Origin of the sequence: Propioniciclava soli (assembly GCF_038502305.1) — a bacterium.
GTDB lineage: Bacteria > Actinomycetota > Actinomycetes > Propionibacteriales > Propionibacteriaceae > Propioniciclava > Propioniciclava soli.
The window spans coordinates 1,659,596-1,684,316 of the sequence record NZ_CP115965.1; the positions used below are offsets into that span (position 1 = coordinate 1,659,596).

The 24,721-nt window shown below is 71.7% G+C and carries 24 protein-coding genes and 1 pseudogene; 13 read left to right on the top strand and 12 right to left on the bottom strand.

From position 1 onward, the window contains the following. Window positions 1-84: 84 nt before the first annotated feature. The gene (locus PCC79_RS07595) at window positions 85-1,038 is read right to left on the bottom strand and encodes a sigma-70 family RNA polymerase sigma factor (RefSeq protein ID WP_269779159.1); all 954 of its coding nucleotides are present in this window, start codon (window positions 1,036-1,038) and stop codon (window positions 85-87) included. Between the two features lie 139 nt (window positions 1,039-1,177). Next, window positions 1,178-3,331: a S9 family peptidase gene (locus PCC79_RS07600; protein ID WP_342373453.1), complete on the bottom strand. Its 2,154-nt coding sequence runs from the start codon at window positions 3,329-3,331 to the stop codon at window positions 1,178-1,180. A gap of 141 nt (window positions 3,332-3,472) precedes the next feature. Between PCC79_RS07600 and PCC79_RS07605 the strand changes: the two are divergent. Together PCC79_RS07605 and PCC79_RS07610 are read left to right on the top strand one after the other, a co-directional pair. Then, window positions 3,473-4,897, top strand: a pseudogene (locus PCC79_RS07605) (RNA polymerase sigma factor); the annotation flags it as partial. Between the two features lies 1 nt (window position 4,898). Beyond that, window positions 4,899-5,399, top strand: a complete 501-nt coding sequence (locus tag PCC79_RS07610) for a GNAT family N-acetyltransferase (RefSeq protein WP_425325659.1) — start codon at window positions 4,899-4,901, stop codon at window positions 5,397-5,399. Window positions 5,400-5,983: 584 nt separating this feature from the next. On the opposite strand, the gene PCC79_RS07615 is transcribed toward PCC79_RS07610, so the two are convergent. The 3 genes from PCC79_RS07615 to PCC79_RS07625 all read right to left on the bottom strand — a co-directional run bounded on the left by PCC79_RS07615 (window position 5,984) and on the right by PCC79_RS07625 (window position 8,652). Next, entirely contained in the window at window positions 5,984-6,412 is a 429-nt protein-coding gene (locus PCC79_RS07615) for a hypothetical protein (RefSeq protein ID WP_232548050.1), read from the bottom strand. 329 nt (window positions 6,413-6,741) lie between these two features. Then, window positions 6,742-7,878, bottom strand: coding sequence for a hypothetical protein (locus PCC79_RS07620; protein WP_342373455.1), 1,137 nt, complete (start codon window positions 7,876-7,878; stop codon window positions 6,742-6,744). A gap of 258 nt (window positions 7,879-8,136) precedes the next feature. Continuing rightward, window positions 8,137-8,652 carry an O-acetyl-ADP-ribose deacetylase gene (locus PCC79_RS07625; protein WP_342373456.1) on the bottom strand — a complete coding sequence of 172 codons (516 nt, stop codon included), beginning with the start codon at window positions 8,650-8,652 and terminating at the stop codon, window positions 8,137-8,139. A gap of 71 nt (window positions 8,653-8,723) precedes the next feature. On the opposite strand from PCC79_RS07625, the gene PCC79_RS07630 reads away from it, so the two are divergent. Beyond that, the gene (locus PCC79_RS07630; RefSeq protein ID WP_342373457.1) at window positions 8,724-9,707 is read left to right on the top strand and encodes an LLM class flavin-dependent oxidoreductase; all 984 of its coding nucleotides are present in this window, start codon (window positions 8,724-8,726) and stop codon (window positions 9,705-9,707) included. A gap of 82 nt (window positions 9,708-9,789) precedes the next feature. Here the strand turns inward: PCC79_RS07630 and PCC79_RS07635 are convergent, their stop codons facing one another. Then, window positions 9,790-9,981 carry a DUF7455 domain-containing protein gene (locus PCC79_RS07635; protein WP_232548046.1) on the bottom strand — a complete coding sequence of 64 codons (192 nt, stop codon included), beginning with the start codon at window positions 9,979-9,981 and terminating at the stop codon, window positions 9,790-9,792. A gap of 224 nt (window positions 9,982-10,205) precedes the next feature. On the opposite strand from PCC79_RS07635, the gene PCC79_RS07640 reads away from it, so the two are divergent. Together PCC79_RS07640 and PCC79_RS07645 are read left to right on the top strand one after the other, a co-directional pair. Next, window positions 10,206-12,299, top strand: coding sequence for a DNA topoisomerase IV subunit B (locus PCC79_RS07640; RefSeq protein ID WP_342373458.1), 2,094 nt, complete (start codon window positions 10,206-10,208; stop codon window positions 12,297-12,299). A 79-nt stretch (window positions 12,300-12,378) separates the two neighbouring features. Further along, window positions 12,379-12,876, top strand: coding sequence for a carbonic anhydrase (locus tag PCC79_RS07645; protein WP_342373459.1), 498 nt, complete (start codon window positions 12,379-12,381; stop codon window positions 12,874-12,876). A gap of 1 nt (window position 12,877) precedes the next feature. On the opposite strand, the gene PCC79_RS07650 is transcribed toward PCC79_RS07645, so the two are convergent. Both PCC79_RS07650 and PCC79_RS07655 read right to left on the bottom strand, forming a co-directional pair. Continuing rightward, window positions 12,878-15,337 carry a DNA topoisomerase (ATP-hydrolyzing) gene (locus tag PCC79_RS07650; protein ID WP_342373460.1) on the bottom strand — a complete coding sequence of 820 codons (2,460 nt, stop codon included), beginning with the start codon at window positions 15,335-15,337 and terminating at the stop codon, window positions 12,878-12,880. 115 nt (window positions 15,338-15,452) lie between these two features. After that, complete coding sequence (locus PCC79_RS07655; RefSeq protein ID WP_232548042.1) at window positions 15,453-16,481, bottom strand: App1 family protein; 1,029 nt, start codon at window positions 16,479-16,481, stop codon at window positions 15,453-15,455. A gap of 87 nt (window positions 16,482-16,568) precedes the next feature. Between PCC79_RS07655 and PCC79_RS07660 the strand changes: the two genes are divergently transcribed. Genes PCC79_RS07660 through PCC79_RS07670 form a run of 3 tightly spaced genes read left to right on the top strand, consistent with a single transcriptional unit; the run spans window position 16,569 to window position 18,934 of the window. Next, a complete protein-coding gene (locus PCC79_RS07660; protein ID WP_232548041.1) occupies window positions 16,569-17,141 on the top strand; it encodes a DUF5998 family protein in 573 nt (190 codons plus the stop codon). A gap of 1 nt (window position 17,142) precedes the next feature. Further along, complete coding sequence (locus tag PCC79_RS07665; protein WP_232548040.1) at window positions 17,143-18,285, top strand: alkaline phosphatase family protein; 1,143 nt, start codon at window positions 17,143-17,145, stop codon at window positions 18,283-18,285. A 1-nt stretch (window position 18,286) separates the two neighbouring features. Continuing rightward, window positions 18,287-18,934 (top strand): thymidine kinase, encoded by a 648-nt coding sequence (locus tag PCC79_RS07670; RefSeq protein ID WP_342373461.1) that lies wholly within the window; start codon window positions 18,287-18,289, stop codon window positions 18,932-18,934. A gap of 41 nt (window positions 18,935-18,975) precedes the next feature. Here the strand turns inward: PCC79_RS07670 and sepH are convergent, their stop codons facing one another. Next, window positions 18,976-20,154 (bottom strand): septation protein SepH, encoded by a 1,179-nt coding sequence (gene sepH, locus PCC79_RS07675; protein WP_232548038.1) that lies wholly within the window; start codon window positions 20,152-20,154, stop codon window positions 18,976-18,978. Between the two features lie 186 nt (window positions 20,155-20,340). Here sepH and PCC79_RS07680 point away from each other — a divergent pair, with 186 nt between their 5' ends. Next, a complete protein-coding gene (locus tag PCC79_RS07680; protein ID WP_232548037.1) occupies window positions 20,341-20,637 on the top strand; it encodes a DUF4193 domain-containing protein in 297 nt (98 codons plus the stop codon). A 78-nt stretch (window positions 20,638-20,715) separates the two neighbouring features. Here PCC79_RS07680 and PCC79_RS07685 read toward each other — a convergent pair whose 3' ends face one another. Beyond that, a complete protein-coding gene (locus PCC79_RS07685) occupies window positions 20,716-21,009 on the bottom strand; it encodes a DUF4235 domain-containing protein (RefSeq protein WP_232548036.1) in 294 nt (97 codons plus the stop codon). 88 nt (window positions 21,010-21,097) lie between these two features. Between PCC79_RS07685 and PCC79_RS07690 the strand changes: the two genes are divergently transcribed. Genes PCC79_RS07690 through PCC79_RS07705 form a run of 4 tightly spaced genes read left to right on the top strand, consistent with a single transcriptional unit; the run spans window position 21,098 to window position 23,193 of the window. Continuing rightward, window positions 21,098-21,556 carry a DUF3093 domain-containing protein gene (locus PCC79_RS07690; protein ID WP_232548035.1) on the top strand — a complete coding sequence of 153 codons (459 nt, stop codon included), beginning with the start codon at window positions 21,098-21,100 and terminating at the stop codon, window positions 21,554-21,556. Then, window positions 21,553-22,056, top strand: coding sequence for a dUTP diphosphatase (dut, locus tag PCC79_RS07695; protein WP_232548034.1), 504 nt, complete (start codon window positions 21,553-21,555; stop codon window positions 22,054-22,056). Before PCC79_RS07690 ends, dut begins: the two co-directional genes overlap by 4 nt. Then, window positions 22,053-22,835, top strand: coding sequence for a DUF3710 domain-containing protein (locus PCC79_RS07700; RefSeq protein ID WP_232548033.1), 783 nt, complete (start codon window positions 22,053-22,055; stop codon window positions 22,833-22,835). The genes dut and PCC79_RS07700 overlap by 4 nt, the downstream gene beginning before the upstream one ends. 7 nt (window positions 22,836-22,842) lie before the next feature. Next, the gene (locus PCC79_RS07705) at window positions 22,843-23,193 is read left to right on the top strand and encodes an OB-fold nucleic acid binding domain-containing protein (protein WP_232548032.1); all 351 of its coding nucleotides are present in this window, start codon (window positions 22,843-22,845) and stop codon (window positions 23,191-23,193) included. Between the two features lie 64 nt (window positions 23,194-23,257). On the opposite strand, the gene PCC79_RS07710 is transcribed toward PCC79_RS07705, so the two are convergent. Next, entirely contained in the window at window positions 23,258-23,950 is a 693-nt protein-coding gene (locus PCC79_RS07710) for a potassium channel family protein (protein ID WP_232548031.1), read from the bottom strand. Window positions 23,951-23,991: 41 nt separating this feature from the next. Continuing rightward, a complete protein-coding gene (locus PCC79_RS07715) occupies window positions 23,992-24,639 on the bottom strand; it encodes a TrkA family potassium uptake protein (protein ID WP_332836159.1) in 648 nt (215 codons plus the stop codon). Between the last annotated feature and the right edge of the window lie 82 nt (window positions 24,640-24,721).

Here is a 24,721-nt window from a genome sequence, read left to right on the forward strand (position 1 = left end):
CCGCCTCACCCGAAGGTGGAGCGGCTCGCGCGGTCGTGCGGGGTGGTGTGGGGTGATGGGGTGCCCGTCGGTGCCTGCTGGGGGTCAGGCCGCCAGCGTGTGGTTCTTCAACTTTGCGATCGCCTGACGCTCGATCTGGCGGACCCGCTCGGCGGTGATGCCCCAGACCTGGGCGATGTCGGCGAGCTTGGCCTGGCGGCCGTCGAGCAGGCCGTAGCGGCGGCGGACGACGTCGGCAGAACGCTCGTCGAGGCTGGCGAGCAGCGCGTCCAGGCGGCCGCGCTCCTCGGCGTCCAGCACCATCTCGTCCGGGCCGGGGGCAGTGTCGCGGGCGAGCAGATCGCCCAGCGCGGTGTCGCCGTCCTCCTCCACCGGGGCGTCCAGCGACACGTGCTCGCGGGCCAGGCGGAGCAGCTCGACGACGCGCTCGACCTCGAGGTCGAGCTGGGCGGCGATCTCCTCCACCTCGGGCTCGCGGCCGAGCTGACGCTCCAGGTCGCGCCGCGTGGCGGACACCTGGTTGATCTGCTCGGCGACGTGCACCGGGAGGCGGACGATGCGGCCCTGCTGCGCGATGCCGCGGCTGATCGACTGGCGCACCCACCACGTGGCGTAGGTGGAGAACTTGAAGCCCTTGGTGTAGTCGAACTTCTCGACCGCACGGATCAGGCCGGTGTTGCCCTCCTGCACCAGGTCGAGCAGCGGCATCTGCGAACGGCCGTACTTGCGGGCGACTGACACGACGAGCCGCAGGTTCGCGGTCACGAACTGGCGCATCGCCTGCTGGCCGCGCTCCGAGATCGCCTGCAGCTCCTCGGCGGACGCCTTGACGGCCGACCGGCCGCCACGCTCCTTGGAGGTGACCGTCTTCGCGAGAATGGCGTCGGCGTACAGGCCGGCCTCGATCTCGCGGGCGAGCCGCACCTCCTCCTCAGCGGTCAGCAGCGGCGTCTTGGCGATGCCGTCCAGGTACAACCCGACGGAGTCCTTGCCGTCGATCCCGTCGTTGGTGCGGGTGCGGTGGGAGCTCGAGATCATGTGGTGGTCCTTTCCCTTCGACAACCAGTACAACGCCAAACGCGTCGGATTTGTTCGGTCGACCCCCTGAACCACCCCTAGGAAGGGAGCCGGGGGTGCGATCGTAGACCGTGGTCGTACACGCAGATCTGTCCTGGGGTCACCCCGCGCGGGTGACCTGCGGCGCGGACGCCCCACGCCCCACCTGGTCGATGAGCCACGCCAGCTGCCACGCGCGCTCCCGCCAGGCCTTGTACCGACCCGACACCCCGCCGTGTCCACCGGCCATCTCGGTGCGCAGCAGGATGGGCCGCCCGGGCGGGTTGGTGGCCCGGTCGCGCAGGCGCGCCACCCACTTGGCGGGCTCGGTCACCTCGACCCGGGTGTCGTGGTAGCTCGTGGACGCCAGGATCGCGGGGTACGGCCCGGCGTCGATGTTCTCGTAGGGGGAGTAGGCCTTCATGTAGGCGTACACCTGCGGGTCGTGCAGCGGGTCACCCCATTCCTCCCACTCCATGACCGTCAACGGCAGCTCGGGGTTGAGGATGGTGGTGAGGGGATCCACGAACGGCACGATGGCGTGCGCGGCACGGAACAGGTCGGGAGCGAGGTTGACCGCCGCACCGATCAGCAGGCCGCCGGCCGAACCTCCCTCGATCGCCAGCCGGTCGGGCGCGACGTGACCGGCATCGACGAGGAGGCGCGCGCACGCGACGAAGTCGGTGAACGTGGTGGTCTTGGCCAGCTCCTTGCCGCCCTCGTACCACGGCCGCCCCAGCTCTCCACCGCCGCGGACGTGGGCGATCGCGACGACGAAACCCCGGTCGAGCAGGCTGATGCGGCTGGTGGCGAAGTGCGGGTCGTTGGGGATCTCGTAGCTGCCGTACCCGGTGAGCAGCCCGGGCGCGGTGCCGTCGACCGGGGTGTCGACGTGGCGGACGAGTGAGATCGGCACCGCGACGCCGTCCTCCGCGGTGGCCCACAGGCGCTCGGCGACGTACCGCGTCCGGTCGTAGGGCCCGTGCACCGGGTGGTCGCGCACCTCGGACTCCTTGAGGAGTCGACGCTCCCCGGTGGCGAAGTGGTACTCCCACACCGACGGCGGGCTGGTCAGCGATTCGTAGCCGAACCGGATGCGGTCGGTGTCGGCGTCCGGGGCGTCCTCGGCACCCACGTCGTAGAGCGGCTCGTCGAACTCCAGCTCGCGCGCCGGGCCGAGCAACCCGCCGGGCAGCCGGTCGCACACGCGGATGCCGGGCAACCCGGCCGTGCGGTGGCTGACGACGAGGGCGGCGTCGTAGACGGCCACGTCCACCAGCCGGGTGTCGGGGTCGTGGGCCAGCACGGTCTCCCACGGGGCGTCCGGGGTCGCGAGGGGGACGCGGGCGAGGCTGAACTGCGGCGCGTCGTGGTTGTGGAGGATCCAGAGCGCGTCGGGCCCGACCTCCACCGCGTACTCCACTCCGGGGCGCCGGGGGGCCACGCAGCGCGGCGACGCGGTGGGGTCGGCGGCGGGCACGAGATGGGTCTCCGACGTGGTGCGGCTCGCAGCTTCCACCAGCACCCAGGCGTCGTCACGGCTGGAGCCGACGCCCAGCCAGAACATGGCATCGGGCTCGGCCAGCACGAGGGCGTCGTCGTCGAGAGAGCCGATGCGGTGGCGCCACACCTCGTGCGGGCGCCAGGCCGCGTCCACGCGGGTGTGGAAGATCCAGTCGTCGCCGGCCCAGGCGCCCCCGGCGCCGATGCCGGTGACGGTGTCGTCGAGGACGACGCCGGTGGCGAGGTCGAGCACGACGAGGTCATAGCGCTCGTCGCCGGTGTGGTCGACGGCGTAGGCGAGCCGGCGTCCGTCCGGAGAGACCTCCGACCAGCCGAGCGCCGAGAAGTCGTGGCCCTGCGCCAGCGCGTTGCCATCGAGGATGACCACCTCGTCGGGGTGGGGCTCGGTGACGTCGGGGATGGCGTCGCGCGAGGTGGCCGGCAGCCGGCACGACAACGGGTAGTCCAGCCCCTCCACGGTGCGGCTGTAGTACCAATAGGCCGTGCCGTCGCGGTGGGCGACGTGCAGCGGCACCGACAGGTCGGTCTGCTTCGTGCGTGCGCTGATGTCCTCGTACAGCTCCTCGCGCAGGTCGCTCAGGTGGGCCGTGAGGGCGTCCGCGTACGCGTTCTCCGCCTCCAGGTGTGCGGTGAAGGCGGGGTCGGTCTTGTCGGCCATCCAGTGGTAGGGGTCCTCCACCGCGTCGCCGTGCACGAGTCGGGTGAACGGCCGCTGGGGGGCGTGCGGTGGGACAGGCAGGTTCGAAGACACCCGGACAGGCTAGTGGCCGCCTCCGACATTTGGGTGGGGGAGCTCGGCGTGACACAATGGCGAGTGCGCCAGCCGTTGACAAGACCCGGCCGACGCACGCCCTAGTAGCTACATCCCGGGGGAGGGGCCTAGGTGACTCCACGCGCCACGTCCGCAGCGTCCACCACGTCGTCCAGCAAGGCAAAGCCGACCCGCAGCCGCAGCAAGGCGGCGGCGGAGGCGTCCGACGACACCACCGACAACGTGACTGCGCTGCCGCAGCGAGGCCGCAAGCCGGCCGCTGGCAGCGCGCGTCGTGCGAAGACCGACGAGGCGGTGCCGACTGAGACGGGCGACGCCCCCGGAGAAGACGAGGCGCCCGACGACTTGGCGGACGAGGACATCGCGCTGGACGCGGCCGAGGGCGAGGAGGCCGACACGCCGACCGTCGCCGAGGTGCTGAGCCCCGAGCGGCTGCAGGACGTCAAGTTCGCCCGCGAGGGCGACGAGGTCGTGCTGACCGTGGGCGGCAAGAAGCGCAGCCTGGACGACGTCGACGAGAACACCTTCGACCAGAGCGAGGCCGCGAAGGAGGAGAAGGAGCTCACCGAGGACGAGGGCTTCGTCGTCTCCGACGCCGACGAGACCGACGAGCCGGAGCAGCAGGTCATGGTGGCCGGTGCGACGGCCGACCCGGTGAAGGACTACCTCAAGCAGATCGGCAAGGTCGCGCTGCTGAACGCCGAGCAGGAGGTCACGCTGGCCAAGCGCATCGAGGCCGGCCTGTTCGCCGACGAGTCGCGGACCGAGGGGCGCGTCAAGGCCAAGGACGCTGAGGACTTCGAGTGGATCGCCGAGGACGGCCGCCGCGCGAAGAACCACCTCCTCGAGGCGAACCTCCGCCTCGTGGTGTCGCTCGCCAAGCGCTACACCGGCCGCGGCATGCTCTTCCTCGATCTGATCCAAGAGGGCAATCTCGGCCTCATCCGCGCGGTCGAGAAGTTCGACTACACCAAGGGCTACAAGTTCTCGACCTACGCGACGTGGTGGATCAAGCAGGCCATCACGCGCGCCATGGCCGATCAGGCCCGCACCATCCGCATCCCGGTGCACATGGTGGAGGTCATCAACAAGCTCGCGCGCGTCCAGCGGCAGATGCTGCAGGACCTAGGCCGCGAACCCACCCCGGAGGAGCTCGCCAAGGAGCTCGACATGACCCCCGAGAAGGTCGTCGAGGTGCAGAAGTACGGCCGCGAGCCGATCTCGCTGCACACGCCCTTGGGCGAGGACGGCGATTCGGAGTTCGGCGACCTGATCGAGGACTCCGAGGCCGTCGTGCCGGCCGAGGCCGTGAACTTCACGCTGTTGCAGGAGCAGCTGCACGACGTGCTCGACACGCTGAGCGAGCGCGAGGCTGGCGTGGTCAGCATGCGCTTCGGCCTGACCGATGGCCAGCCCAAGACCCTCGACGAGATCGGCAAGGTCTACGGCGTCACCCGCGAGCGGATTCGCCAGATCGAGTCCAAGACGATGAGCAAGCTGCGGCACCCGTCGCGCTCGCAGGTGCTTCGGGACTACCTGGACTGACGTGCCCCACATCCGGCAGGCGACCCCGCTCGACCTGCACGCCATGGCGGTGATGAAGGACGCGGCGTGGTGCGAGAGCTACGCCGACCTGCTGCCCGCCGACGTCCTGGCGGGCCTGTCGTCCCGACGCCCCGGGGTCGTCGCACACTGGGAGAGCCGGATGCTCGACGGCGGCTACTTCTGGGTCGCCGAGGACGCCGCCGGCATCGCGGGGCTCTCCCACGCGGGCGCGGCGCGCGACGCCGAGGCCGGCATCGCCCTGGAGCTCGAGATGCTGTACCTCCGCGACCGGGTCAAGGGCACCGGGCTCGGCCAAGCCCTCCTTCACACCACCATCGGGGACGCCGACGCCTACCTCTGGGTGCTCGAGGGCAACGAGCGGGCGATCGCGTTCTACCGCCGCGAGGGGTTCGTGCCCGACGGGGGCATCCAGGACGTGCGCGGCCTGCCCGGGATCCGCGAGATCCGCATGGTGCGGCGGGCCGGCGCTGAGGCCGATTGACAAGCCCACCCACGGGTCTGAGCGGCAATCAAGGCCGCCGGTCAGCGCGGCGAGGTCGTCGGCGGGGACCGACGCCGCCCCGCGATGCTCCGCGCACCTCAGCTCCCTGCCCGCGTGGTCGCGTCCCTGCCCTAGCGGCTGCCTCCCTACCTGAGCGGTCGCCTCCTTGCCCTAAGCCGACCCCCCTAGCGTTGCAACAACAGGGTCGTGGAACTGGGATGGGGTGGCGACGGACTTGGCAGGGTGGCGACGGTTTTGGCAGGGTGGCGACGGCTTCGGCAGGGTGGCAGCCTCCCTTGGGGGACGCCCGTTCCCCACGATGCCGGGTTTCCCAGGCCGCGGACGATGGAAGAGCCGATCCCCACCGATCATGGGGTGGGGCCCAGGTCGCCAGCACCCCCGTCGGACTCGATCCGGGATCGCGCCCCTCGGCGGCACGCCCGGGCACGGCCTCGTCGGCAATGGACTGCCGATTTGCAGCCCGATTGGGCAACGGATCGCCGCGCCCGGAGCAAGGTCGTTCGGAGGTGAGACCATTTCCCCGGTGCCTCGACAGAGACGCAATGAACTCCGTGGCTGCCTGCTCAGCTGGAGTACGTCCACTCCCATCCGCCCGAGGTCTGCCCCGGAAGTCGGAGGATCACGGCCCCCGATGTGTAGGCCGTGTCGAGGACGACCTTGCCCTCGAGGTGCTGTCCTGGGTCGATCTGCCCGGGCAGGGACACCGCTTCGCCCAGACAGCTCCACCCGTTGCCGATCGAGCTGTTCTCCGTCGTGCCGTCCGGCCCGATGACGGTCCACGAGCTGGAATCGAAGAACACCGGAGACTCGGCTGGGTCCCAATCACTGGCCGTCGTCACGTCCAGCGAAAGCGCCAGGTAGTTGCCGTGCTCCGGTGCCTGCTCGAACGGGGACGTGCACTGCGGGTTCACCTCGATCTGGGTCACCGTGAAGTCGAGGAGGAGGTTCCCCGCCTCGTCCGTGACGTCCGCCCGCTGCCCGATCTCCTTCACCACGTCCCCTCGGGTGCTTGACGCGGAGGATGTATCGGCGGGCGTTGGCGTCGTTGCGACGGTGGGCGCTGGCGTCAGTGAGCCGGTGGGCATCGGGGTCTGCCCAGTCGATGCCGGCGGACGGGTCGTCATGGGTGCTTCTTCCGGCGCCGGCGTGGCTGACGAGCATGCTGCCAGGGCCATCAGCAGGCGGCCGCAAGGATGCGTTTCATGGTGAACTTCCCCCAGTGTTCGACGGTGACACCGCATCGTAGGGTGCGTGACCTCGCCGGGACCAACCCACCTCACCGCGTCCCGGCCCACAGATCCGACACCCGTCGCTGATCGCGTCACCCGGCGGGGCGCTCGGTCTCCGGATGGCCGGTCACCACGACCATTTCGACCGGCGTCACGGGCAGCTGGTGGGTCGCGGTCACGGTTCCGGAACTCGGGTCGACGACGCTCACCGTGTGGGCGGCGGCGTCCGTGACGTAGGCCAAGCCGTCGGCTGCCTTGACCAGCGGGCCGGGATCCTGCCACCTGGCCTTCTCCTCCCACGGGGCGATCACGGGCACCTCGTGCCGCACTGAGCCCTGCTCGTCCAAGACCTTGAGCTCCCCGTCATAGGTGAGCACCAGCGCCTCGCCCTGCGACCCGCGGGCGAACGAGCGGAACCAGTAGGGCGACCCGAGATCCACGAGATCGAGTTCGTTGGTCCGCGTGTCGATGAGGGCGATCCGGGTGGGGCGTTCGACCGGGTCGGCGTCCGGATCCACCTTGTAGTCGCCCAGCACGACCGACGAGGCCTCGTGGACGAACAGGTTGCCCGAGCGGGCGTAGGCGTCCGGCACGGCCACCTTGTGCCACGCCCCGTCCCGCAGCACCACCGGGCCGTTGGTGCAGCCGAGCGCGACAACGTCGCCGGACGCCGTCGGCGCGGCAGCGGCCTCGCCGTGCACGCCGGGGCAGTCGGTGGTCTCCGCGACGACCGCGCCGTCGCGCAGCACCTGGACGGTGCGCCGCTCGTCCTCGGTGCCCTGCGTGGTGAGCAGGCTGCCGTCGGCCAGCACCATCGCGACGCCGTGGTGGGGGTCGGTGGTGGCGTGGTGCTCGACCACCCGGAGCGGATCGCCCGCGAACCGGGAATCCATCACCTGGATCTCGCCGGTGCCGTCGGCGAACAGCGCCGTCCTGCCGGCGTGGACGACGACATGGCCGGCGTGGGGCGCGTCGAAGGTGGTGCCGGTCAGGCCGATCTCGGAGGTGTAGAAGTGGTGGTGATCGCCGTGGGCCCGGGCCTGGATGCCGGCGTCGAACAGGCGGAACACATCGCCGTCACTGACGAACACGTGCCGGCCGTCACCGGCGTTGTTGAGCCGCAGGAACCCGGGGTGCGCCACGTCGGCCACGATCTCTCCGGTGGTGGCATCCAGGGTGAGCAACCCGCCGTCGTGGGCGATCACGAGACGCGGGCCGATCGAGGACACCTCCTTCTGGGGCCGAGGTGTCTCCTCCGCCGTCGTGGGGGATGAGGCGGCGGTGGGTGCGATCGCGGTCGGCGGTGTGGTCGCGCAGGCGGCGAGCCCCAAGGCCCGTCGTCGCCACCCCAATGGCGAGCAGGCGCAGCGGCGTTGTCATGGCCAGGGGACGGGTGTGGATGGTCGCGGACGACGTGGAGAGGCGTGGCATGCGCCCCACCGTAGCTGCATATGAGAATCGTTATCAAGTGAGAGGACGCGACAGGATCACCCGGCCGCATGCCGGCGGAACGTCGCCAGGGCCTCCTCGGAGAACAGCACGAAGCGGACGTCATCGACCCCTGCCGCCACGGTGTGGCGCGCCGCGTTCACCGCAAGGCGGGCGACCTCAGCGGCGTCCCAGCCGTACACCCCGGCGCTGATCGCGGGGAAGGCCACCGACGCCGCCCCCAGACCGGCCGCGGCCTCCAGCGGCCGACGGAAGGCCGACGCGAGCAACGCGGGATCGGTCTGGCCCGCGTGACGGTTGGGGCCGACGGTGTGGATCACCCAGCGGGCGGGCAGGTCGAAGGCGTCGGTCGCCACCGCGTCGCCCACGGGCAGGCCGTCCCGCAGCGAGGTGCGCCGCAGGTCCCGGCACGCCGCGAGCAACCCCGGCCCGGCGGCGCGGTGAATCGCCCCGTCGACCCCGCCGCCGCCCAGCAGGGAGGAATTGGCCGCGTTGACGACAGCGTCGACCCGTTCGGTGGTGATGTCGCCGAGGTGGCAGGTGATGCTCCGCATGACGCCCATCCTGCCCCCTTCGTCGTTGTCGCGGTGGGAATGCGCCCGCCGGTGACGACGTTGCGGAAGGCATGTTCCCTGTTCCGCTCTCGGTCCTCGACCTCTCCACGGTGCGCGCCGGCGGCACGTCTGCGGACGCCTTCGCCGACACCTTCACCCTCGCGCAAGCCGCCGACCGGCTCGGTCTGGAGCGGTTCTGGGTGGCCGAGCACCACAACATGCCGTCCGTGGCCGCCACGACGCCCCCGGTGCTCATCGCCGCGGTGGCTGCCCGCACCGAGCGGATCCGCGTGGGCTCGGGCGGGGTGATGCTGCCCAACCACAGCCCCTACGTGATCGCCGAGCAGTTCGCCGCGCTCGAGGCCATGCACCCCGGCCGCATCGACCTCGGGATCGGTCGCGCGCCGGGCGCCGACCAGATCACCGCCTGGGCGCTGCGCCGCACCCAGGAGGGCCTGGGCCACGAGGAGTTCGACGAACACCTGCGCCTGGTGCGCGCGTGGCTCAGCCCGTCCGGCGTCCGCACCGGCATGGGCACCACGCTCACCGCGACGCCTGCGGCGTCCAGCTACCCCGACATCTGGCTGCTCGGCTCCTCGGACTACTCCGCCCGCCTGGCCGGACGCCTCGGCCTACGCTATTGCTACGCCGGGCACTTCGGGCAACTCGACCCGGCGGCCGTGATCGCCCTCTACCGCGACGCGTTTGTCCCATCGGCCGACCTGGCCGAGCCGTACCCGATGGTCTGCACGTCGGTCATCACCGCGCCGACGCCCGAGGAGGCGGACTGGCTCGCCGGCCCGGCGAAGGTCATGTGGCTGGGCTTGCGCACCGGACGCCTGGAGCCGATCGTCACGCCCGAGGAGGCCGCCCACCGGCTCGCCGCCCACGACGCCGCATCCCTGGTGGCCACCAAGTACGTCGGCACCCCGGACGCCGTCCGGGAGGGCCTGGCCGAGCTGGTCGCCGACGCAGGCCTGGCCGAGCTGATGGTCACCGCCACCGCGCACGACGTCGCCACCCGGGTGGCCATGCTGGAGTCGCTGGCGGCCTGATCCCGGCCCCCGACGTCGGCCTGCATGCAGCAGGGCCCGGCACCGCGTGCGGTGCCGGGCCCTGCCAGGTTCGGGGGACTCGTCAGGACAGCTTGCTGGTCTCGTCGTGGATGTTGAGCGCGACCTGCTTGAGCTTGTCGGAGTGGGCCCGTCCGTGGTGGCCGCAGAACAGCAGCTCGCCGCCGGAGGGGAGGGTGACGCGGACGTAGGCCTGAGCGCCGCAGCGATCGCAGCGGTCGGCGGCGGTGAGCCCGTCCAGAACGGTGGTGGTCATCGGCCTTCCTTTCATCGGCGGTCCAAGTCGGTGACACCGGGTTCAACGCCGCCGTGCGGAGGATTGTTCCCGACGCCCCTGACGGTACTCGCTGCGCACAACAATCCCGGCGACGACGCACGATCGTCACACGTTCGTGTCCTGGCGGACGCCGCCCCGCGGCCCCCGGACGGTCGCGGAGTGGGTCACCAAGGTTGTCGGAGAGCCCCGGTACGCTGCGGGGCGTGACGACGACCCAGACGAAGCCGAAGGCCGAGAGCCGCGAGTACGAGGCCCGGCACCTGTTGGTGCTGGAGGGCCTCGAGGCGGTGCGCAAGCGGCCGGCCATGTACATCGGCTCCACCGACACCCGCGGCCTCATGCACTGCATGTGGGAGATCATCGACAACGCGGTGGACGAGGCGCTGGCCGGGTTCGGGCAGCGCATCCGGGTCACGCTGCACGCCGACGGGTCGGTGCAGGTGGACGACGAGGCCCGCGGCATGCCGGTGGACATCGAGCCGCGGACGGGCCTGTCGGGCGTCGAGGTGATCTTCACCAAGCTGCACGCCGGCGGCAAGTTCGGCGGCGGCTCGTACAACGCGACCGGCGGTCTGCACGGGGTGGGGGCGTCCGTCGTGAACGCGCTGAGCGCGCGGCTGGACGTGGAGGTCGACCGCAACGGGGCGACCTGGCTGATGTCGTTCAGGCGCGGCGTCCCCGGCGTGTTCGACGGCGAGGGCCCGAACGCCGCGTTCACCCCCGACAACACCCTCCACAAGGGCAAGCGCGTGGCCAAGGGACGCACCGGCACCCGCATCCGCTACTGGCCCGACCGGCAGATCTTCCTGGCGGACGCCGAGCTCTCCGGCACCCAGCTCGCCCAGCGGGCCCGGCAGACGGCCTTCCTGGTTTCGGGCCTCGAGATCGCGGTCGACGACCGGCGCGTCGCCGGCGCCGAGCACGTCGACACGCACCTCCACACCGGGGGCATCTCGGAGTTCGCGGACTTCCTCGCCGAGGGGACGCCCGTCACGGACGTCTGGCGGCTCGGCGGCGCGGACCGCTTCACCGAGACCGTCCCGATGCTGGACGACGCCGGGGCGATGACCCCCACCGATGTCGAGCGCGACCTGGAGGTCGACGTCGCACTGCGCTGGAGCGACACCTACGACACGAAGGTGGTCTCCTTCGTGAACATCATCGCCACCCCCAAGGGGGGCACGCACGTGCTCGGCTTCGAGCGCGGGCTGGTGCGCGCCGTCGGCAAGGCGCTGGACGGCACCCGGCTGTTGAAGGCCGGCGAGGAGGTCGTCAAGGAGGACATTCTCGAGGGGCTGACGGCCGTGGTCACCGTCCGGCTCGCGGAGCCCCAGTTCGAGGGGCAGACCAAGGAGGTGCTCGGCACGCCCCCGGTGGCCCGGCTGGTCACCCGCATCGTGGAGCAGGAGTTGCTGGCCCTCCTCGCCTCCACCAAGCCGACGCAGCGTGGGCAGTCCCGCGCGGTGCTCGAGAAGGCGGTGGGGGCGGCTCGAACCCGCGTGGCCGCGCGGGCGCACAAGGAGAACCAGCGGCGCAAGAATGCGTTGGAGTCGAGCAGCCTGCCGCCCAAGCTGGCCGACTGCCGCAGCAATGACGGGGACCGCACGGAGCTCTTCATCGTCGAGGGTGACTCGGCGATGGGGACGGCCAAGATGGCGCGGAACTCCGAGTTCCAGGCGCTGCTGCCGATTCGGGGCAAGATCCTCAACGTGCAGAAGGCGTCCGTCGGCGACATGCTGAAGAACGCCGAGTGCGCGGCCATCATCCAGGTGGTGGGCGCCGGGTCGGGCCGCTCGTTCGACCTCGACGCCGCGCGCTACGGCAAGGTGATCTTCATGGCGGACGCCGACTCCGACGGCGCGCACATCCGAACGCTGCTGACGACCCTGTTCTTCACCTACATGCGCCCGCTGCTCGAGGCGGGCAAGGTCTACACCGCCGTGCCGCCGCTGCATCGGTTCGAGCTGACGAACCCGCGCAAGGGCCAGGAGAAGTACACCTACACCTACACCGAGGCCGAGTACCAGCGAAAGCTCGCCGAGCTCACCAAGAAGGGCACCGGCTTCAAGGAGCCGCAGCGCTACAAGGGTCTGGGGGAGATGGACGCCGAGCAGCTCAAGGAGACCACGATGGACCCGCGGTTCCGGACGCTGCGCCGCATCACCGTGGAGGAGGGGGAGTCGCTGCAGCAGGCCGTCGCGACCTTCGAGAAGCTCATGGGCAACGAGGTGGCCCCGCGCAAGGAGTTCATCATCGAGGGCGCCTACGCCCTCGACGCGGAACGCATCGACGCCTGAGGCAACAGGCCTCCGAGCGACGCCCTCCCGGGGTGGACGGCGGCTCGGAGCCTCCCGCCGCGTCGCTACGATCCAGCCCATGGAAGCCGAGCCGTTCGCAGATCTCCTCGCCGCCAACCGGCGCTACGCCAACAGTGCGCCCCGCGGTTTCGACGGCATCGCGCACGCGGGCGTCCTGATGATCACGTGCATGGACTCACGCCTCCAACCCCTGGAGATGGTCGGGCTGATGCTCGGCGAGGCGAAGTTCCTGCGCACCCCCGGGGCCCGCGTCACGCCCGACGCGCTGGTGGGCTGCGTGCTCGGGGTGCACCTGCTGCAGGTCGACCGCATCCTGGTCGTCCACCACACGAAGTGCGCTGCCGCAGCGGCCGACAGCGCGGGCATCCGGGAGCGCATCCTGCAGGCGTCCGGCCTGGACGCCGGTGACTTCGACTTCGGCACGGACCCCGACCAGGAGGGCCGGCTCGCGGCCGACGTCGCCATGCTGCGTGAGCACCCCCTGGTGGTGGGCCGCGCCGAGGTGGGCGGCTTCCTGTACGACGTGGACACCGGCCTGCTGGAGCAGCGGGTCTGACTCAACCGGCGGCGGGGGCGTCCGCCTCGGGGTGGCGCCGGGATGCGACGCCGGCAATCGGCTGGACTGCCGGAGTGCCTGAGCCGTCGCGCCGGCCGGTGGCGGGCGGCAGGTCGACCGGCGCACCGGACGCCGCCGCCGCGATCACCGGAATCGCCCCCACGTGGGCCAGCACGATCGCGTCCTCGCCCTTCAGGAAGCGGTGGCAGCGGACGCCGCCGGTCGCCCGGCCCTTGGGTGGGTACTCCGAGAACGGGGTGACCTTCACCGAGCCGGATTCGGTGCCGGGCAGCGCGGACGCGGCGCCCGACACCGTCACCACGACCGCGTCGTCGCCGACCGCGCCGAAGAACACCGCCTTCTGACCGGCCGCGAGCTTGATGCCCGCCATGCCGGCACCGGCGCGGCCCTGGGCGCGCACGGCCGCGGCCGGGAAGTGCAGGAGCTGGGCGTCGGAGCTGACGAACGTGAGCTCGGCGGTCTCGTCGGTCAGCTCGACCGCGCCGATCACGGCGTCGCCCTCCTCGAGGCGGATGACCTCCCAGGCGTCCTTGTTGGTCAGCACCTCGGGGTTGACGCGCTTCACGACGCCGCGCTCGGTGCCCAGCGCCCAGGTGGCGTCCGCCCCGAGCCGTGTGAGCGCCAACGGTCGCTCCCCGGCGGCGAGGTCGAGCAGTTCGGACGCCAGCGTGCCGCCCTGCAGATTGGGGGCGTCGGCGGTCAGCGCCACGCTCGGCAGCTCGATGGCGTGGGCGCGCAGCACCCGCCCCGCCGAGGTCAGGACGCCGTACTCGCCCCGCGCCGTGGTGCGGATCGCCGAGACGATGACGTCGTGCTGGGCGCGGCGTCCGCCGCTCGGCAGCGCCTCCGGGCTGTCGACGCGCGCCAGCAGGCCCGCCGAGCTGAGCATGACGGTGCAGGGGTCGTCGGCCACCTCCAGCGGGGCGGCGGCGGCGGTGACGGTGGTGCCGCCGCCGGCGAGCAGCACCGTCCGACGCGGCGTGCCGTGGGTGCGCGCCATCGCGTCGAGCTCGGCGGCGACGAGCGCCCGCAGCGCCTCGTCGCTGCCGATGATATCGTCCAGCTCCGCGAGCCGGGCCAGCAGGTCGTCGCGTTCGGTCTCCAGCTCGATGCGGCTGAACTTCGTGAGGCGCCGCAGCCGCAGGTCGAGGATGTAGGTGGCCTGCAGCTCGGTGAGGTCGAACACCTCCATGAGCCGGGTGCGGGCCGCCTCGGCGTCGTCCGAACCCCGGATGATCGCGATCACGTCGTCGATGTCGACGATCGCCAGCAGCAGACCCTCGACGAGGTGGAGCCGGTCGGCGGCCTGCTGATGCAGGTACCGCGTCCGCCGCAGCGTCACGTCGAGGCGGTGGTTGGCGTAGACGACCAGGGCGTCGCGCAGCGACAGCGTCTGCGGCTGGCCCTCGACGAGGGCCACCATGTTGATGCCGAAGCTGTCCTCCAGCTTGGTCAGCTTGTAGAGCTGCTCGAGCAGCGCGTCGGGATTGATGCCGTTCTTGACCTCGATGACCAGGCGGGTGCCGTTGACGAGGTCGGTGAGGTCCTTGATGTCGGCGACGCCGGTGATCTTCTTGTTCTGGTGCAGCGTCTTGATCTGCTCGATGATCCGCTCGGGGCCGATCATGTACGGCAGCTCGGTCACGACGATGCCGCGGCGGCGCGGGGAGGTCTGCTCGATGCGGGCTGTGGCGCGGATGCGGAAGACGCCGCGGCCGCTGGCGTAGGCGTCCGCGATGCCCTCCAGACCGACGATCTTGCCGCCGGTGGGCAGATCGGGGCCGGGTACGAACCGCATCAGGTCCTCCACCGTGGCGTCGGGGTGCTTCAACAGGTGCTTGAGCGCCTGGACGACCTCGACGAGGTTGTGTGGCGGGATGTTGGTGGCCATGCCGACCGCGATGCCGGTCGAGCCGTTCACGAGCAGGTTGGGGAACGCCGCGGGCAGGACGACGGGCTCGGTGCCGCGGCCGTCGTAGTTGGTCTTGAAGTCGACGGTGTCGGCGCCGATGTCGGCCACCATGGCGGACGCCGCCGTCGCCATCCGGCACTCGGTGTAGCGCATCGCCGCGGGGCCGGCGTCCAGCGAACCGAAGTTGCCGTGGCCGTCGACGACCGGCAGCCGCATCGCCCACGACTGCCCCATGCGCACGAGCGCGTCGTAGATCGCCGAGTCGCCGTGGGGGTGCAGCTTGCCCATCACCTCGCCGACGACGCGGGCGCACTTCACGTGCGGGCGGTCGGGCCGCACCCCCATGTCGTCCATCGAGTACAGGATGCGGCGCTGCACCGGCTTCAGCCCGTCGCGGGCGTCGGGCAGGGCGCGGGCGTAGATGACGGAGTACGCGTACTCGAGGAAGCTCGTCTCCATCTCGGAGGTGACGTCGATGTCGATGATCTTCTCGACCAGCTCGTCCTCGCTCGGCCCTCGGGTGACCACGTGACCCCTTCCCGGCGCCCGTTCGGCGCCCTCGACCGCGCCCGGGCGGGCGCGCGAACCATGGTAGGGGGCCCGGACGCCGGCGTCCGGACGCCGCACCGGGCGCCGGGGTGCCTCAGAGCAGCCCGAAGCGTTCGCGCGCCATCTGCAGCAGGCCGCGCCCATCGGGGGCGCGCACGACGGGGACCGGGGTGGGGCCCTCGTCCTCCAGCAGCGGCTCGGTCGTGCCGTGGGCGAGGACGTGCTCGGCGGGCGACAGCTGGCGCAGCGCGATGCCCAGCACGCGATGGGGGTTCGCGGAGGCGAACTCGCTGTAGATGTCCGGGTCGTGCTGGCCGTCGTCGCCGACCAGGAGCCAGCGCAGGTGGGGGAAGTCGACGCTGAGCTGCAGCAGCGACATGCGCTTGTGCTCCTGACCGGACCGGAACCAGCCCGTGTTGGTGGGCCCCCAGTCGGTCAGCAGCATCGGACCCTCGGGGTAGCGGTGGCGGCGCATGAAGCGGCGCAGGAAGCCGTGCGTGTTCCACGCGCCGGTGGAGAGGTAGAGCACCGGCGCGCCCGGGTGACGGGTGAGGAAGGCGTCATAGAACAGCGCCATGCCGGCCACCGCCTGGCGGGCCGATTCGGTGCGGATGAACGAGTTCCACGCCGCGATGAAGGGGCGGGGCAGCATGGTCGTCAGGATCGTGTCGTCGATGTCGCTCACCATCCCCACGGTCGCGTCGGGGTTGACGACGAGCACCGGCACCTGCGCCGACGAGTCACCGGACTCCACGGTGGCCATCACCCATCCGGGTTCGGACCCGTGGTTGCGAACCCGGTGGTCGACGTAGCCGCCCCGGTCGGTCGTGCCGTGCACCTCGGCGTCGCCGAGCCGGATCGTGTACCGGGCGTGGACGCAGGCGGCGTTGAGGAAGTTGCGCCAGCCCCGCCTGGCCAGGAACTCCTCGGCGACCTTGCCGAGTTGCGTCTCGCTGAACGTCGGGCTGAGCACCACCCGTGCCAGGACCCGAGCGAACCCGTCGTCGCCGTACGCCGTGTAGGGGATCACCTGTTCGGTCCACCCCAGCGAGCGGAAGAACTGTTCGGCACGGCGGTCGATGAACATCTCGACGCGGGCGGCGAAGAACGGGCGATTGCTCATGGGACCCCACCGTAACGGACGCCGTCACCCCCCGGACGCCGCCGCGTCCGTTTCGTCGCCACCGCGCGGGGTGCGAGAATGCACGCCATGACGACGCCACAACTGCCCCGCGACCTGCACGAGGCCATCGTCGCCTCGGGCTACTTCCCGGAGTTCGTGGCGGCCACGGTGCTCCAGGCGGTGGGCGACGAACAGGTGGTCGACTCCCTGGTGCACCACGAGGCCACGTTCACCGCCAGCGAGGTGCACCGCCACGTCACCGTCCTCGTCGTGACCCCGGCCCGGTTCATCGTTGCCCACACCGACGACGGCGACGGGGTCCCCGGCACGCCGGGCCAGGCGTTGACGACCACGGAGGTCGTCGGACTCTCCCGCGTCCGGTCGGTGGCCCTCACGCAGGTGGCGGCGCAGCCCGAGAAGTTCGGACGCGGCCGCGGCGGCATCGCCGAGGCGTGGCTCGTCGTGAACTGGGGGGCGGTGCGCCGCGTCGAGATCGAGCCGGCCGCCTGCGCCGACCCGACCTGTGACGCCGACCACGGCTACACCGCCCAGGACCTGACCGACGACCTGAGCGTGCGGATGAGCGCCGCCGCCGACGGGGACGCCGCGCTGGCCGGCCTCGTGCGCCTGGGCTCGCTCCTGCAACGCAGGTGCGTCTGACGTGGCCGAACCCGAGCCGAACGAGCAGCCCTGCGTGCCCGACTACGGGCGCTCGACCCTCGCCGACGTCTTCGGCAGCGTCGCCACGTCCCTGGGGGTGAGCGGGTGGCCCGACGCCTTGGGCCTGCCGCGGTCCGCACGCTGGGTGATCCTGCTCGTGGACGGCCTGGGGGACGCCAACCTGGCCGCCGCGGCCGACTGCGCGCCCTACCTGGCGGGGCTGCGCGAGGCGCAGGGTCGCACCCTCACCAGCGGCGCGCCGAGCACCACCGCGACGAGCATCACCAGCCTCGGCACGGGGCTGACCCCCGGGGAGCACGGCATCGTCGGCTATTCGTTCCGCAACCCCGTCTCCGGTGGGGTGCTGAACGCCCTGTCCTGGCAGCGGGGGCTCTCCGCGCTGGACGTGCAGCCGCGCCTGACGGGCTTCGAACGCCTGGCCCGTTCGGGGGTCGACCTCACCAATGTCGCCCTCGCCCGGTTCGCGGGCACGGGGCTGACCGAGTGCGCCCTGCGCGGGGCCCGGTTCGTGCCGGTGCCCGACGAGGGTGACCACGCGTCCCGCATCGGGTGGGTGGCCGACGCCGCGGCGTCCGGGGACGCGTCCCTGGTCTACTTCTACGAACGCGAGCTCGACCACACCGGGCACGGTGAGGGCTGGCAGTCCAGCGCGTGGCGCCACGCGCTGCGCCGCGTGGACACCTTGGCGCGGCGGCTGCGCGAGGCGCTGCCCGACGACGTCGCGCTGCTGGTGACGGGGGACCACGGCATGGTGGACTGCCCCCGCGACCGGTGGGTGGTGGCCGAGGACGTGCCCGGCCTGCTCGACGACGTCACCCTGTTCGCCGGCGAGGGACGCTTCCGGCAGGTCTACGCGGAGCCGGGCCACGTGGTCGGCGTCGCGCGGCGGTGGTCGTCCGTCCTGGGCGAGCGGGCCTGGGTCGTGACCCGGGACGAGGCGATCGACGCCGGCTGGTTCGGCCCGGTGCAGCCCCGCCTGGCATCCCGGATCGGCGACGTGCTCGTCGGCGTGCGCGACGACACCGCCGTCATGACGCGCCGCCAGCCCAACGAGTTCGGACTCGTCGGCATGCATGGCTCCCTCACCGACGCCGAAATGCGCGTCCCGCTGCTGGTGGGGTGACGTGGCCGCCCTGATCTACTTCACCGGGCCGATGAACTGCGGCAAGTCGACCCTGGCCCTCCAGGTGGACGACACCGAACGCTCCGCCGGACGCCGCGGCCTGCTGTTCACCTGCTTCGACCGCGGCGGCGAGGCCGTGATCTCCTCCCGCATCGGCCTGGCGGCGCCGGCGGTGGAGGTCACGCCCGGCCTCGACCTGTGGGCCCACGTGGCCGCCGAGCTGACCGCGGGGCGCCGCATCGACTACCTGGTCTGCGACGAGGCGCAGTTCTACACCGCCGCGCAGGTGGACGACCTTGCGCGCATCGTCGACGAGTTCGGCATCGACGTGTCGTGTTTCGGCATCCTGGCCGACTTCCGCACCTGCCTGTTCCCGGGCTCTGCGCGGCTGGTCGAACTCGCGGACCGGATCGAGATGCTGCCGGCGCGGCCGCGGTGCTGGTGCGGCGCCGTCGCGACGCACAACGCCCGGCTCGTGGACGGCGCCATGGTCACGGAGGGCGCCCAGATCGCCGTCGGTGACACCGACACCGTCGCGCCGGGGCGGGTCACCTACGAGGTGCTGTGCCGGCGTCACCACCGCCTGCGGCTGCCGCGAGCCCGCAGCGGGGTCGCGCAGCCCGAACCGCTCCCCTTCGAGGGGGGCTGAGCTCCGTCTTGAGGCTCAGTCCTGGGGCTCAGTCCTGGGGTTCAGTCCTGCTGGCGCGGGGTGGGGCCGCCGAAGACGATCTCGTCCCAACTGGGCACCGAGGCCCGCTTCTTGCGCGGGCGCGGCTTGGGCAGCACGGGCGCGGGGTCGATGTCGTCGATCAGGGACAGCTGCTCCGGTTCCTCCGACGACGCAGCCGGCGCCGGCAACTCGGTGGACGCCCAGACGTCCTCGGCGCCCACGTCCTCGGCCGCCACATCAACCGGCGGTTCGGGATCGTCGTCGGACTCCGTCTCCGCCTCGTTGCCGGGGCGGTCGTCGGCGTCGGCGGAGGGGACGGGAGCATCGTCCACCACGGGCAGGCTCTCCTGGATGGGCTGCACGAGGCCGGCGTAGATCTTCACCGAGTCCTCATCGAAGCTGGAGAGCATGTCGTAGAGCACGTCCATGTCGGTGTCGAGGGCCACGACGATGTCGGCGACGCCATCCACCTCGGTCAGCTCGGCCTCGAAGTACGCGTCGCGGGTCGGATCCTCCTCGGCCTCCCCGTCCGCCGACTCGGTCGTGTCGACCACGTCGGTGGGGGTGTCGTCGGTGGCGTCCGGCGCCGGGGGCGGGGTGTCGGCGACCGACGGGGTGGCGATGTCGGCGACGGCGTCCTGGGCGACGGGCGGCGCGAGCTCGGTGACAGTGGCCACGGCACCCGTGCCGGTCGCCGACGGCTCCGAGGGCGCTGCCGGCTCCTGGACCGCCCGCACCAGGGCCAGCTCGTCATCGAGCGGTGCAACGGCGGCCGGAGCAGCCACCGCGTCACCGATCAGTGCCCGGGCCTCGTCGTTCGCGGCCACGGCGAAGCGGCCGCCCTGGTCGTAGGTGAAGTCGGCGGCCGTTCCGGCGTCGGCGTCGAACACGGCGCGGACGCGCCAGCGCCGGTCCTCGAGCTTCCACGCGTCCCACGTAGCGGTGTCGGCGTCGATGCCGCGCTGGGCGAGGGCATCGGACACGGCCACGGCCAACGTGCGGTGGGAGGTCGTCTCGCCGCGACGCCGCACCGGGTGGGTGCGGGCCAGGCCGGCCACGTGCTCGCGCTCGGCGACCACCGGCAGTGCGAAGCCGGCGATCTGTTCGACGGGGACGCCGGCTGCCGCGGCGACCTCGTCGGGCGACTCTCCCGCGCGAATGCGCGCCTGGATGTCGCGGGGGCGCAGGGCACTGTCCATGTCTCTCGTTCTTCCGTGGGAGAAGGTTGCACCCGTAACCTACCCTGCACTCCGCAGCACTGGTTCCCAACACCCCGGGGCCGCCGACGGGCCCGCCCGGGTGGGCCCGGGTTTGACCAGTGTGATATATGTGCGTGCGACACACCGCCGCATCCGTCCACGATCGACCGGACAGAAAAGGAACCCATGGCCACCGACTACGACGCTCCTCGCAAGACCGATGAGGAGAGCGAAGACAGCATTGAAGAACTGAAGAGCCGGCGCAACGACAAGAACTCCGGCAAGGTCGACGAGGACGAGGTCGAGGCGGCCGAAGCCTTCGAACTCCCGGGGGCCGACCTCTCGCACGAAGAGCTCACCGTGCGCGTCCTGCCCCGGCAGGCCAACGAGTTCACCTGCGCGAGCTGCTTCCTGGTGAAGCACCGCAGCCAGGTGGCCGAGGAGCGCAACGGCCAGACGTACTGCGTGGACTGCGCCGGCTGACCACGGACCCATCATGCGCGCGGCCCCGCCCGGACGATCCGGGCGGGGCCGCGCGCGTCGGCGTTCCTGCTCAGGGGCTCAGAACTTGAGGTTGACCTGCCGGGCCGGGCTGGCCTGGCCGGTGAACGACGACCACCCCTTGGCCGCGACGCGGTTGATGAGCACCTGGGAGAGGCCCATGCCGAGAGCCACCACCACCACGCGCGCCACCGCCGCCCCGACCGGGGTCTCGGGGTCGTTCGGCTCCGGCGGATCGTCGTCGCCCGTCACGAACATCCAGGCGCGGTCCACGAGCTGCTTCGTCACGATGCCCGCGATGGCGGCGACACCGGTGGAGTAGAGGTTCCACACGATCTTCTGTGAGAGGTCCACGATCCCCGTCCTGCCTCGGGGAGGCCCGTGCGGCCTCCCGGTGGCCCCATCCTAGGGGCGACCCACCGCCAGCGGGTAGGTTGGGCGGGTGGCATATCGCGAGCGGCTCACCCCCCCGGTGTGGTGGTGGATCGTCGGCCTGGGCGTCGGCGTCCCCACGTTCTTCTTCATCGGATTCCTGGCCGGGCCATGGGTCGGCATCGCCGCCGGACTCGTGGCAGGGGTGGGCGTCGCCTTCGGCCTGGGGCTCATGGGCGCCACGGAGATCATGGTCGATGACGCGGGGGTGCGCGTGGGCCGCTCCCTGCTGACCTGGCCCTATGTCGGCGAGGTCACGGTGTTGGACGCCGCCGCCACCCGCGAGGCCCTGGGCACCGGGGCGGACGCCCGGGCCCACGTCGTCCAGCGGCCCTGGCTGGCCGAGTCGGTGCGCATCGCCGTGGCCGACCCCGCCGACCCGCACCCCTACTGGCTGGTGTCCAGCCGCTCCCCGGCGCGGGCCGCGGCGGCCCTGGGCCGTACGCGTCCGGTGGACGAGCGGGGATGAGCGGTGCCGAGCGGGTCGGCGTCCAGCTGCGCCGGCTGGACGCGGGCGTCCCGCTGCCGCGCTACGCCCATCCGGGCGACGCGGGCGCCGACCTGGCAACGCGCATCGACGTCACCCTCGAACCGGGGGAGCGCGCCCTCGTGCCGACCGGCATCGCCCTGGCCTTTCCGCCCGGGTGGGTCGCGCTCGTCCACCCCCGTTCGGGGCTGGCTGCCCGTTCGGGCGTCACGGTCGTCAACGCGCCGGGTACGGTCGATGCGGGGTTCCGCGGGGAGATCCAGGTCTGCCTGCTGAACACCGATCCCCGCCGCAGGGTGATACTGCGTCGGGGCGACCTGATCGCCCAGCTAGTCTTCCAACGCGTGGCGCAGGCGGTGTTCACCGAGGTGGACGACCTGCCGGCCAGCAGCCGAGGTGCGGGTGGGCACGGGTCGACCGGGGGAGTCGCCCACTGGGGTGCCCCCGGCACGCAGACGACGACGACGGAGGATGACGAGTGATCTTCGGACGCAAGGGCCGCAAGGACCCCGCGGGGGCCGGAACGGACGCGGACGTCGAGGTGACCCCGAACGACTCCGGGGTGGAGGCCGACGCGAACGAGGCGATGGAGGCCGACGCGGCACCGGACGGCCTCGCTGCCGAGGAGGCCGACGAGAGCGATGAGGTGACCGCCGAGGAGCGCGACGCCGTCAATCCGCGCGTCGACGGTCCGTTCGACCACGAGGAGGTCGACCTGGACGCCGACGCGGCGGAGCTGGAACGGCTCCAGGTGCGACGGGTCGCGTTCGGGCCGTTGATCGTCACCCAACCGCACGACCTGTTGCTGCAGGTGCAGGGGGACCAGAAGACGAACGCCGTCTACACCCTGCTCGCCCATCACGAGAACTCGGGGCTGGAGGTGGCGCTGTTCGCGGCCCCCCGCAGCGGCGGGTTGGCCGAGGAGCTCCGCGAGGACATCATCGAGGAGGCCACCCAGGCCGGGGGCAGCGCCGAGCGTGCCGAGGGGCCCTTCGGCACGGAGGTGCGGCGGGTGCTGCCGCTCACCGGCCCGGAGGGCGAACAGCTGTTCCACGTCTCACGCATCTGGCTCGTCGAGGGCCCCCGGTGGCTGCTGCGCGGCACGCTGATGGGCCAGGCGGGCCTCGTCGAGGGCGAGAAGCCGCCGGCCGACTTCTTCGTGGAGTTCTTCCGCAACCTCGTCGTGCGCCGTGATGACGCCCCCCGGTCGCCGGGGGAGATCATCCAGCTCGCCCTGCCCGAGGGCAGCGTCCGCGGGTAGGCACACCATGGGACTGTTTGACGGACTGCGCCGCGTCTTCGCGAGTGACGACGAGCTCACCTCGGCCGATCGGCACCGGCTGGCGGAGGCGACCGGCGCGGACGCGATCGCGGACGTCCGCGACCGTAGTGTCGTCACGCTGCGCGGCACCGTTGAGCAGCTCACCGTCCGGCCCAGGCGACCGCAGCCCTGGCTGGAGGCCCAACTGAGCGACGGCACCGGCCGGGTGACGCTGATCTGGATGGGGCGCCACGAGATCCCGGGCATCGAGGCCGGGCGCGAACTCCTCGTGCAGGGCCGCGTCGGTGTCAGCGACGGCGTCCGCCGCATCCACAACCCGCGCTACACCCTGCTCTGACCGCGGCTCACCCTGCTCTGACCGCGGCTCACCCTGCTCTGACCGCGGCTCAGCCCGCCGGGTCTCAGTCGTCCTCGTCGGGCGCCGGCTCGCGGCGGACGCCGGGGGAGAGGTACTGCGCCAACTCCGCCTCGAACTCGGGGTTGACCACGAACAGCAGCTCGTCGCCACCCTCGACGGCGGCATCCCGCTCGGGGGGTCGGGCGACGCCGTCGCGGATGATGGCGACCGGAACGGCGTCCCCGGGGAACCGCAGGTCGTCCACCCGGACGCCGACCGCCGGGCTGTCGTGGGGCAGGGTCATCTCGACGAGGTTCGACTTGCCGCCGTGGAAGCTGAACAGGCGCACCAGGTCGCCGACGGTGACCGCCTCCTCGACCAGCGCGCACATCAGGCGGGGCGTCGAAACGGCGACGTCGACCCCCCACACGTCGTCGAACATCCATTCGTTGCTGGGGTGGTTGACGCGGGCCACGGTGCGGGGGACGGCGAACTCGGTCTTGGCCAGCAGGCTGTGCACCAGGTTGGCCTTGTCGTCACCGGTCGCGGCGATGGCCACGTCGCAGCGGTCGATCCGCGCCTCCTCCAGCGAGTCGACCTCGCAGGCGTCGGCGAGCAGCCAGTCGGCGTCCGGAACGCTGTCGGTCTTGATCGCATGGGGATCGCGGTCGATGAGCAGGACGCGGTGGCCGTTGGCGAGCAGCTCGCGGGCGATCGATCGCCCGACGTTGCCCGCTCCGGCGATGGCGACGCGCATGGGGCCCCTTTCGGTGTCTTCGGTGGTGGTGGACGCGCGCGTCAGTGGCGCGGCGGGGGCGCGGCCAGGACGGACTCGATGCGCGAGACGTCGTCGTTGCCCGCTGCCACGAACAGCGTGTCGCCGTCCTGCAACAGGGTGGCGGCGTCCGGCACCAGGCCCTGACCGAAGCGCGAGAGGAAGGGCACCTTGGACCGGATGGCCGTCTCGATGTCGCCGATCCGTCGGCCCACCCAACCGTCGTGGGCGCCCAGGCGGAGCAGTCGGACCGTGCCCGCCGCGTCCCGCCACTCGGGCTCCGAGCCTTCGGGCACCAGCCGGCGCAGCACCTGGTCGGCCGCCCAGCGCACGGTGGCGACGGACGGAATGCCGAGCCGCTCGTACACCTCGGCACGCCCCTGGTCGTAGATGCGGGCCACGACGTTGTCGATGCCGAACGTCTCCCGGACCACCCGGGCTGCGAGGATGTTGGAGTTGTCGCCGCTGGAGACGGCGGCGAACCCGTCCGCCTGCTTGATGCCGGCGCTCACCAGAACCTTCTTGTCGAACCCCACGCCCTTGATCGTCCGGCCGTGGAAATCCGGCCCGAGCCGGCGGAAGGAGTCGGCGTTGATGTCGATGACGGCCACACTGTGGCCGCGCCGTTCGAGCGCCCGGGCCAACGACGATCCGACGCGTCCGCATCCCATGATCACGATGTGCACGTGACGAGGCCTTTCCCTGTCCTGCTCCCCACTCGTGACCCACGGGTGTGCGTCCGGCGGAAGCAGG

Excerpts from the sequence above, each read along its gene's own strand:
- PCC79_RS07595 (WP_269779159.1), bottom strand. The coding sequence starts at position 1,038 with ATGATCTCGAGCTCCCACCGCACCCGCACCAACGACGGGATCGACGGC.
- PCC79_RS07660 (WP_232548041.1), top strand. The coding sequence starts at position 16,569 with ATGACGACGCCACAACTGCCCCGCGACCTGCACGAGGCCATCGTCGCC.
- PCC79_RS07625 (WP_342373456.1), bottom strand. The coding sequence starts at position 8,652 with ATGCGGAGCATCACCTGCCACCTCGGCGACATCACCACCGAACGGGTC.
- dut (WP_232548034.1), top strand. The coding sequence starts at position 21,553 with ATGAGCGGTGCCGAGCGGGTCGGCGTCCAGCTGCGCCGGCTGGACGCG.
- PCC79_RS07680 (WP_232548037.1), top strand. The coding sequence starts at position 20,341 with ATGGCCACCGACTACGACGCTCCTCGCAAGACCGATGAGGAGAGCGAA.
- PCC79_RS07635 (WP_232548046.1), bottom strand. The coding sequence starts at position 9,981 with ATGACCACCACCGTTCTGGACGGGCTCACCGCCGCCGACCGCTGCGAT.
- PCC79_RS07705 (WP_232548032.1), top strand. The coding sequence starts at position 22,843 with ATGGGACTGTTTGACGGACTGCGCCGCGTCTTCGCGAGTGACGACGAG.
- PCC79_RS07710 (WP_232548031.1), bottom strand. The coding sequence starts at position 23,950 with ATGCGCGTCGCCATCGCCGGAGCGGGCAACGTCGGGCGATCGATCGCC.
- PCC79_RS07655 (WP_232548042.1), bottom strand. The coding sequence starts at position 16,481 with ATGAGCAATCGCCCGTTCTTCGCCGCCCGCGTCGAGATGTTCATCGAC.
- sepH (WP_232548038.1), bottom strand. The coding sequence starts at position 20,154 with ATGGACAGTGCCCTGCGCCCCCGCGACATCCAGGCGCGCATTCGCGCG.
- PCC79_RS07630 (WP_342373457.1), top strand. The coding sequence starts at position 8,724 with ATGTTCCCTGTTCCGCTCTCGGTCCTCGACCTCTCCACGGTGCGCGCC.
- PCC79_RS07645 (WP_342373459.1), top strand. The coding sequence starts at position 12,379 with ATGGAAGCCGAGCCGTTCGCAGATCTCCTCGCCGCCAACCGGCGCTAC.
- PCC79_RS07715 (WP_332836159.1), bottom strand. The coding sequence starts at position 24,639 with ATGGGATGCGGACGCGTCGGATCGTCGTTGGCCCGGGCGCTCGAACGG.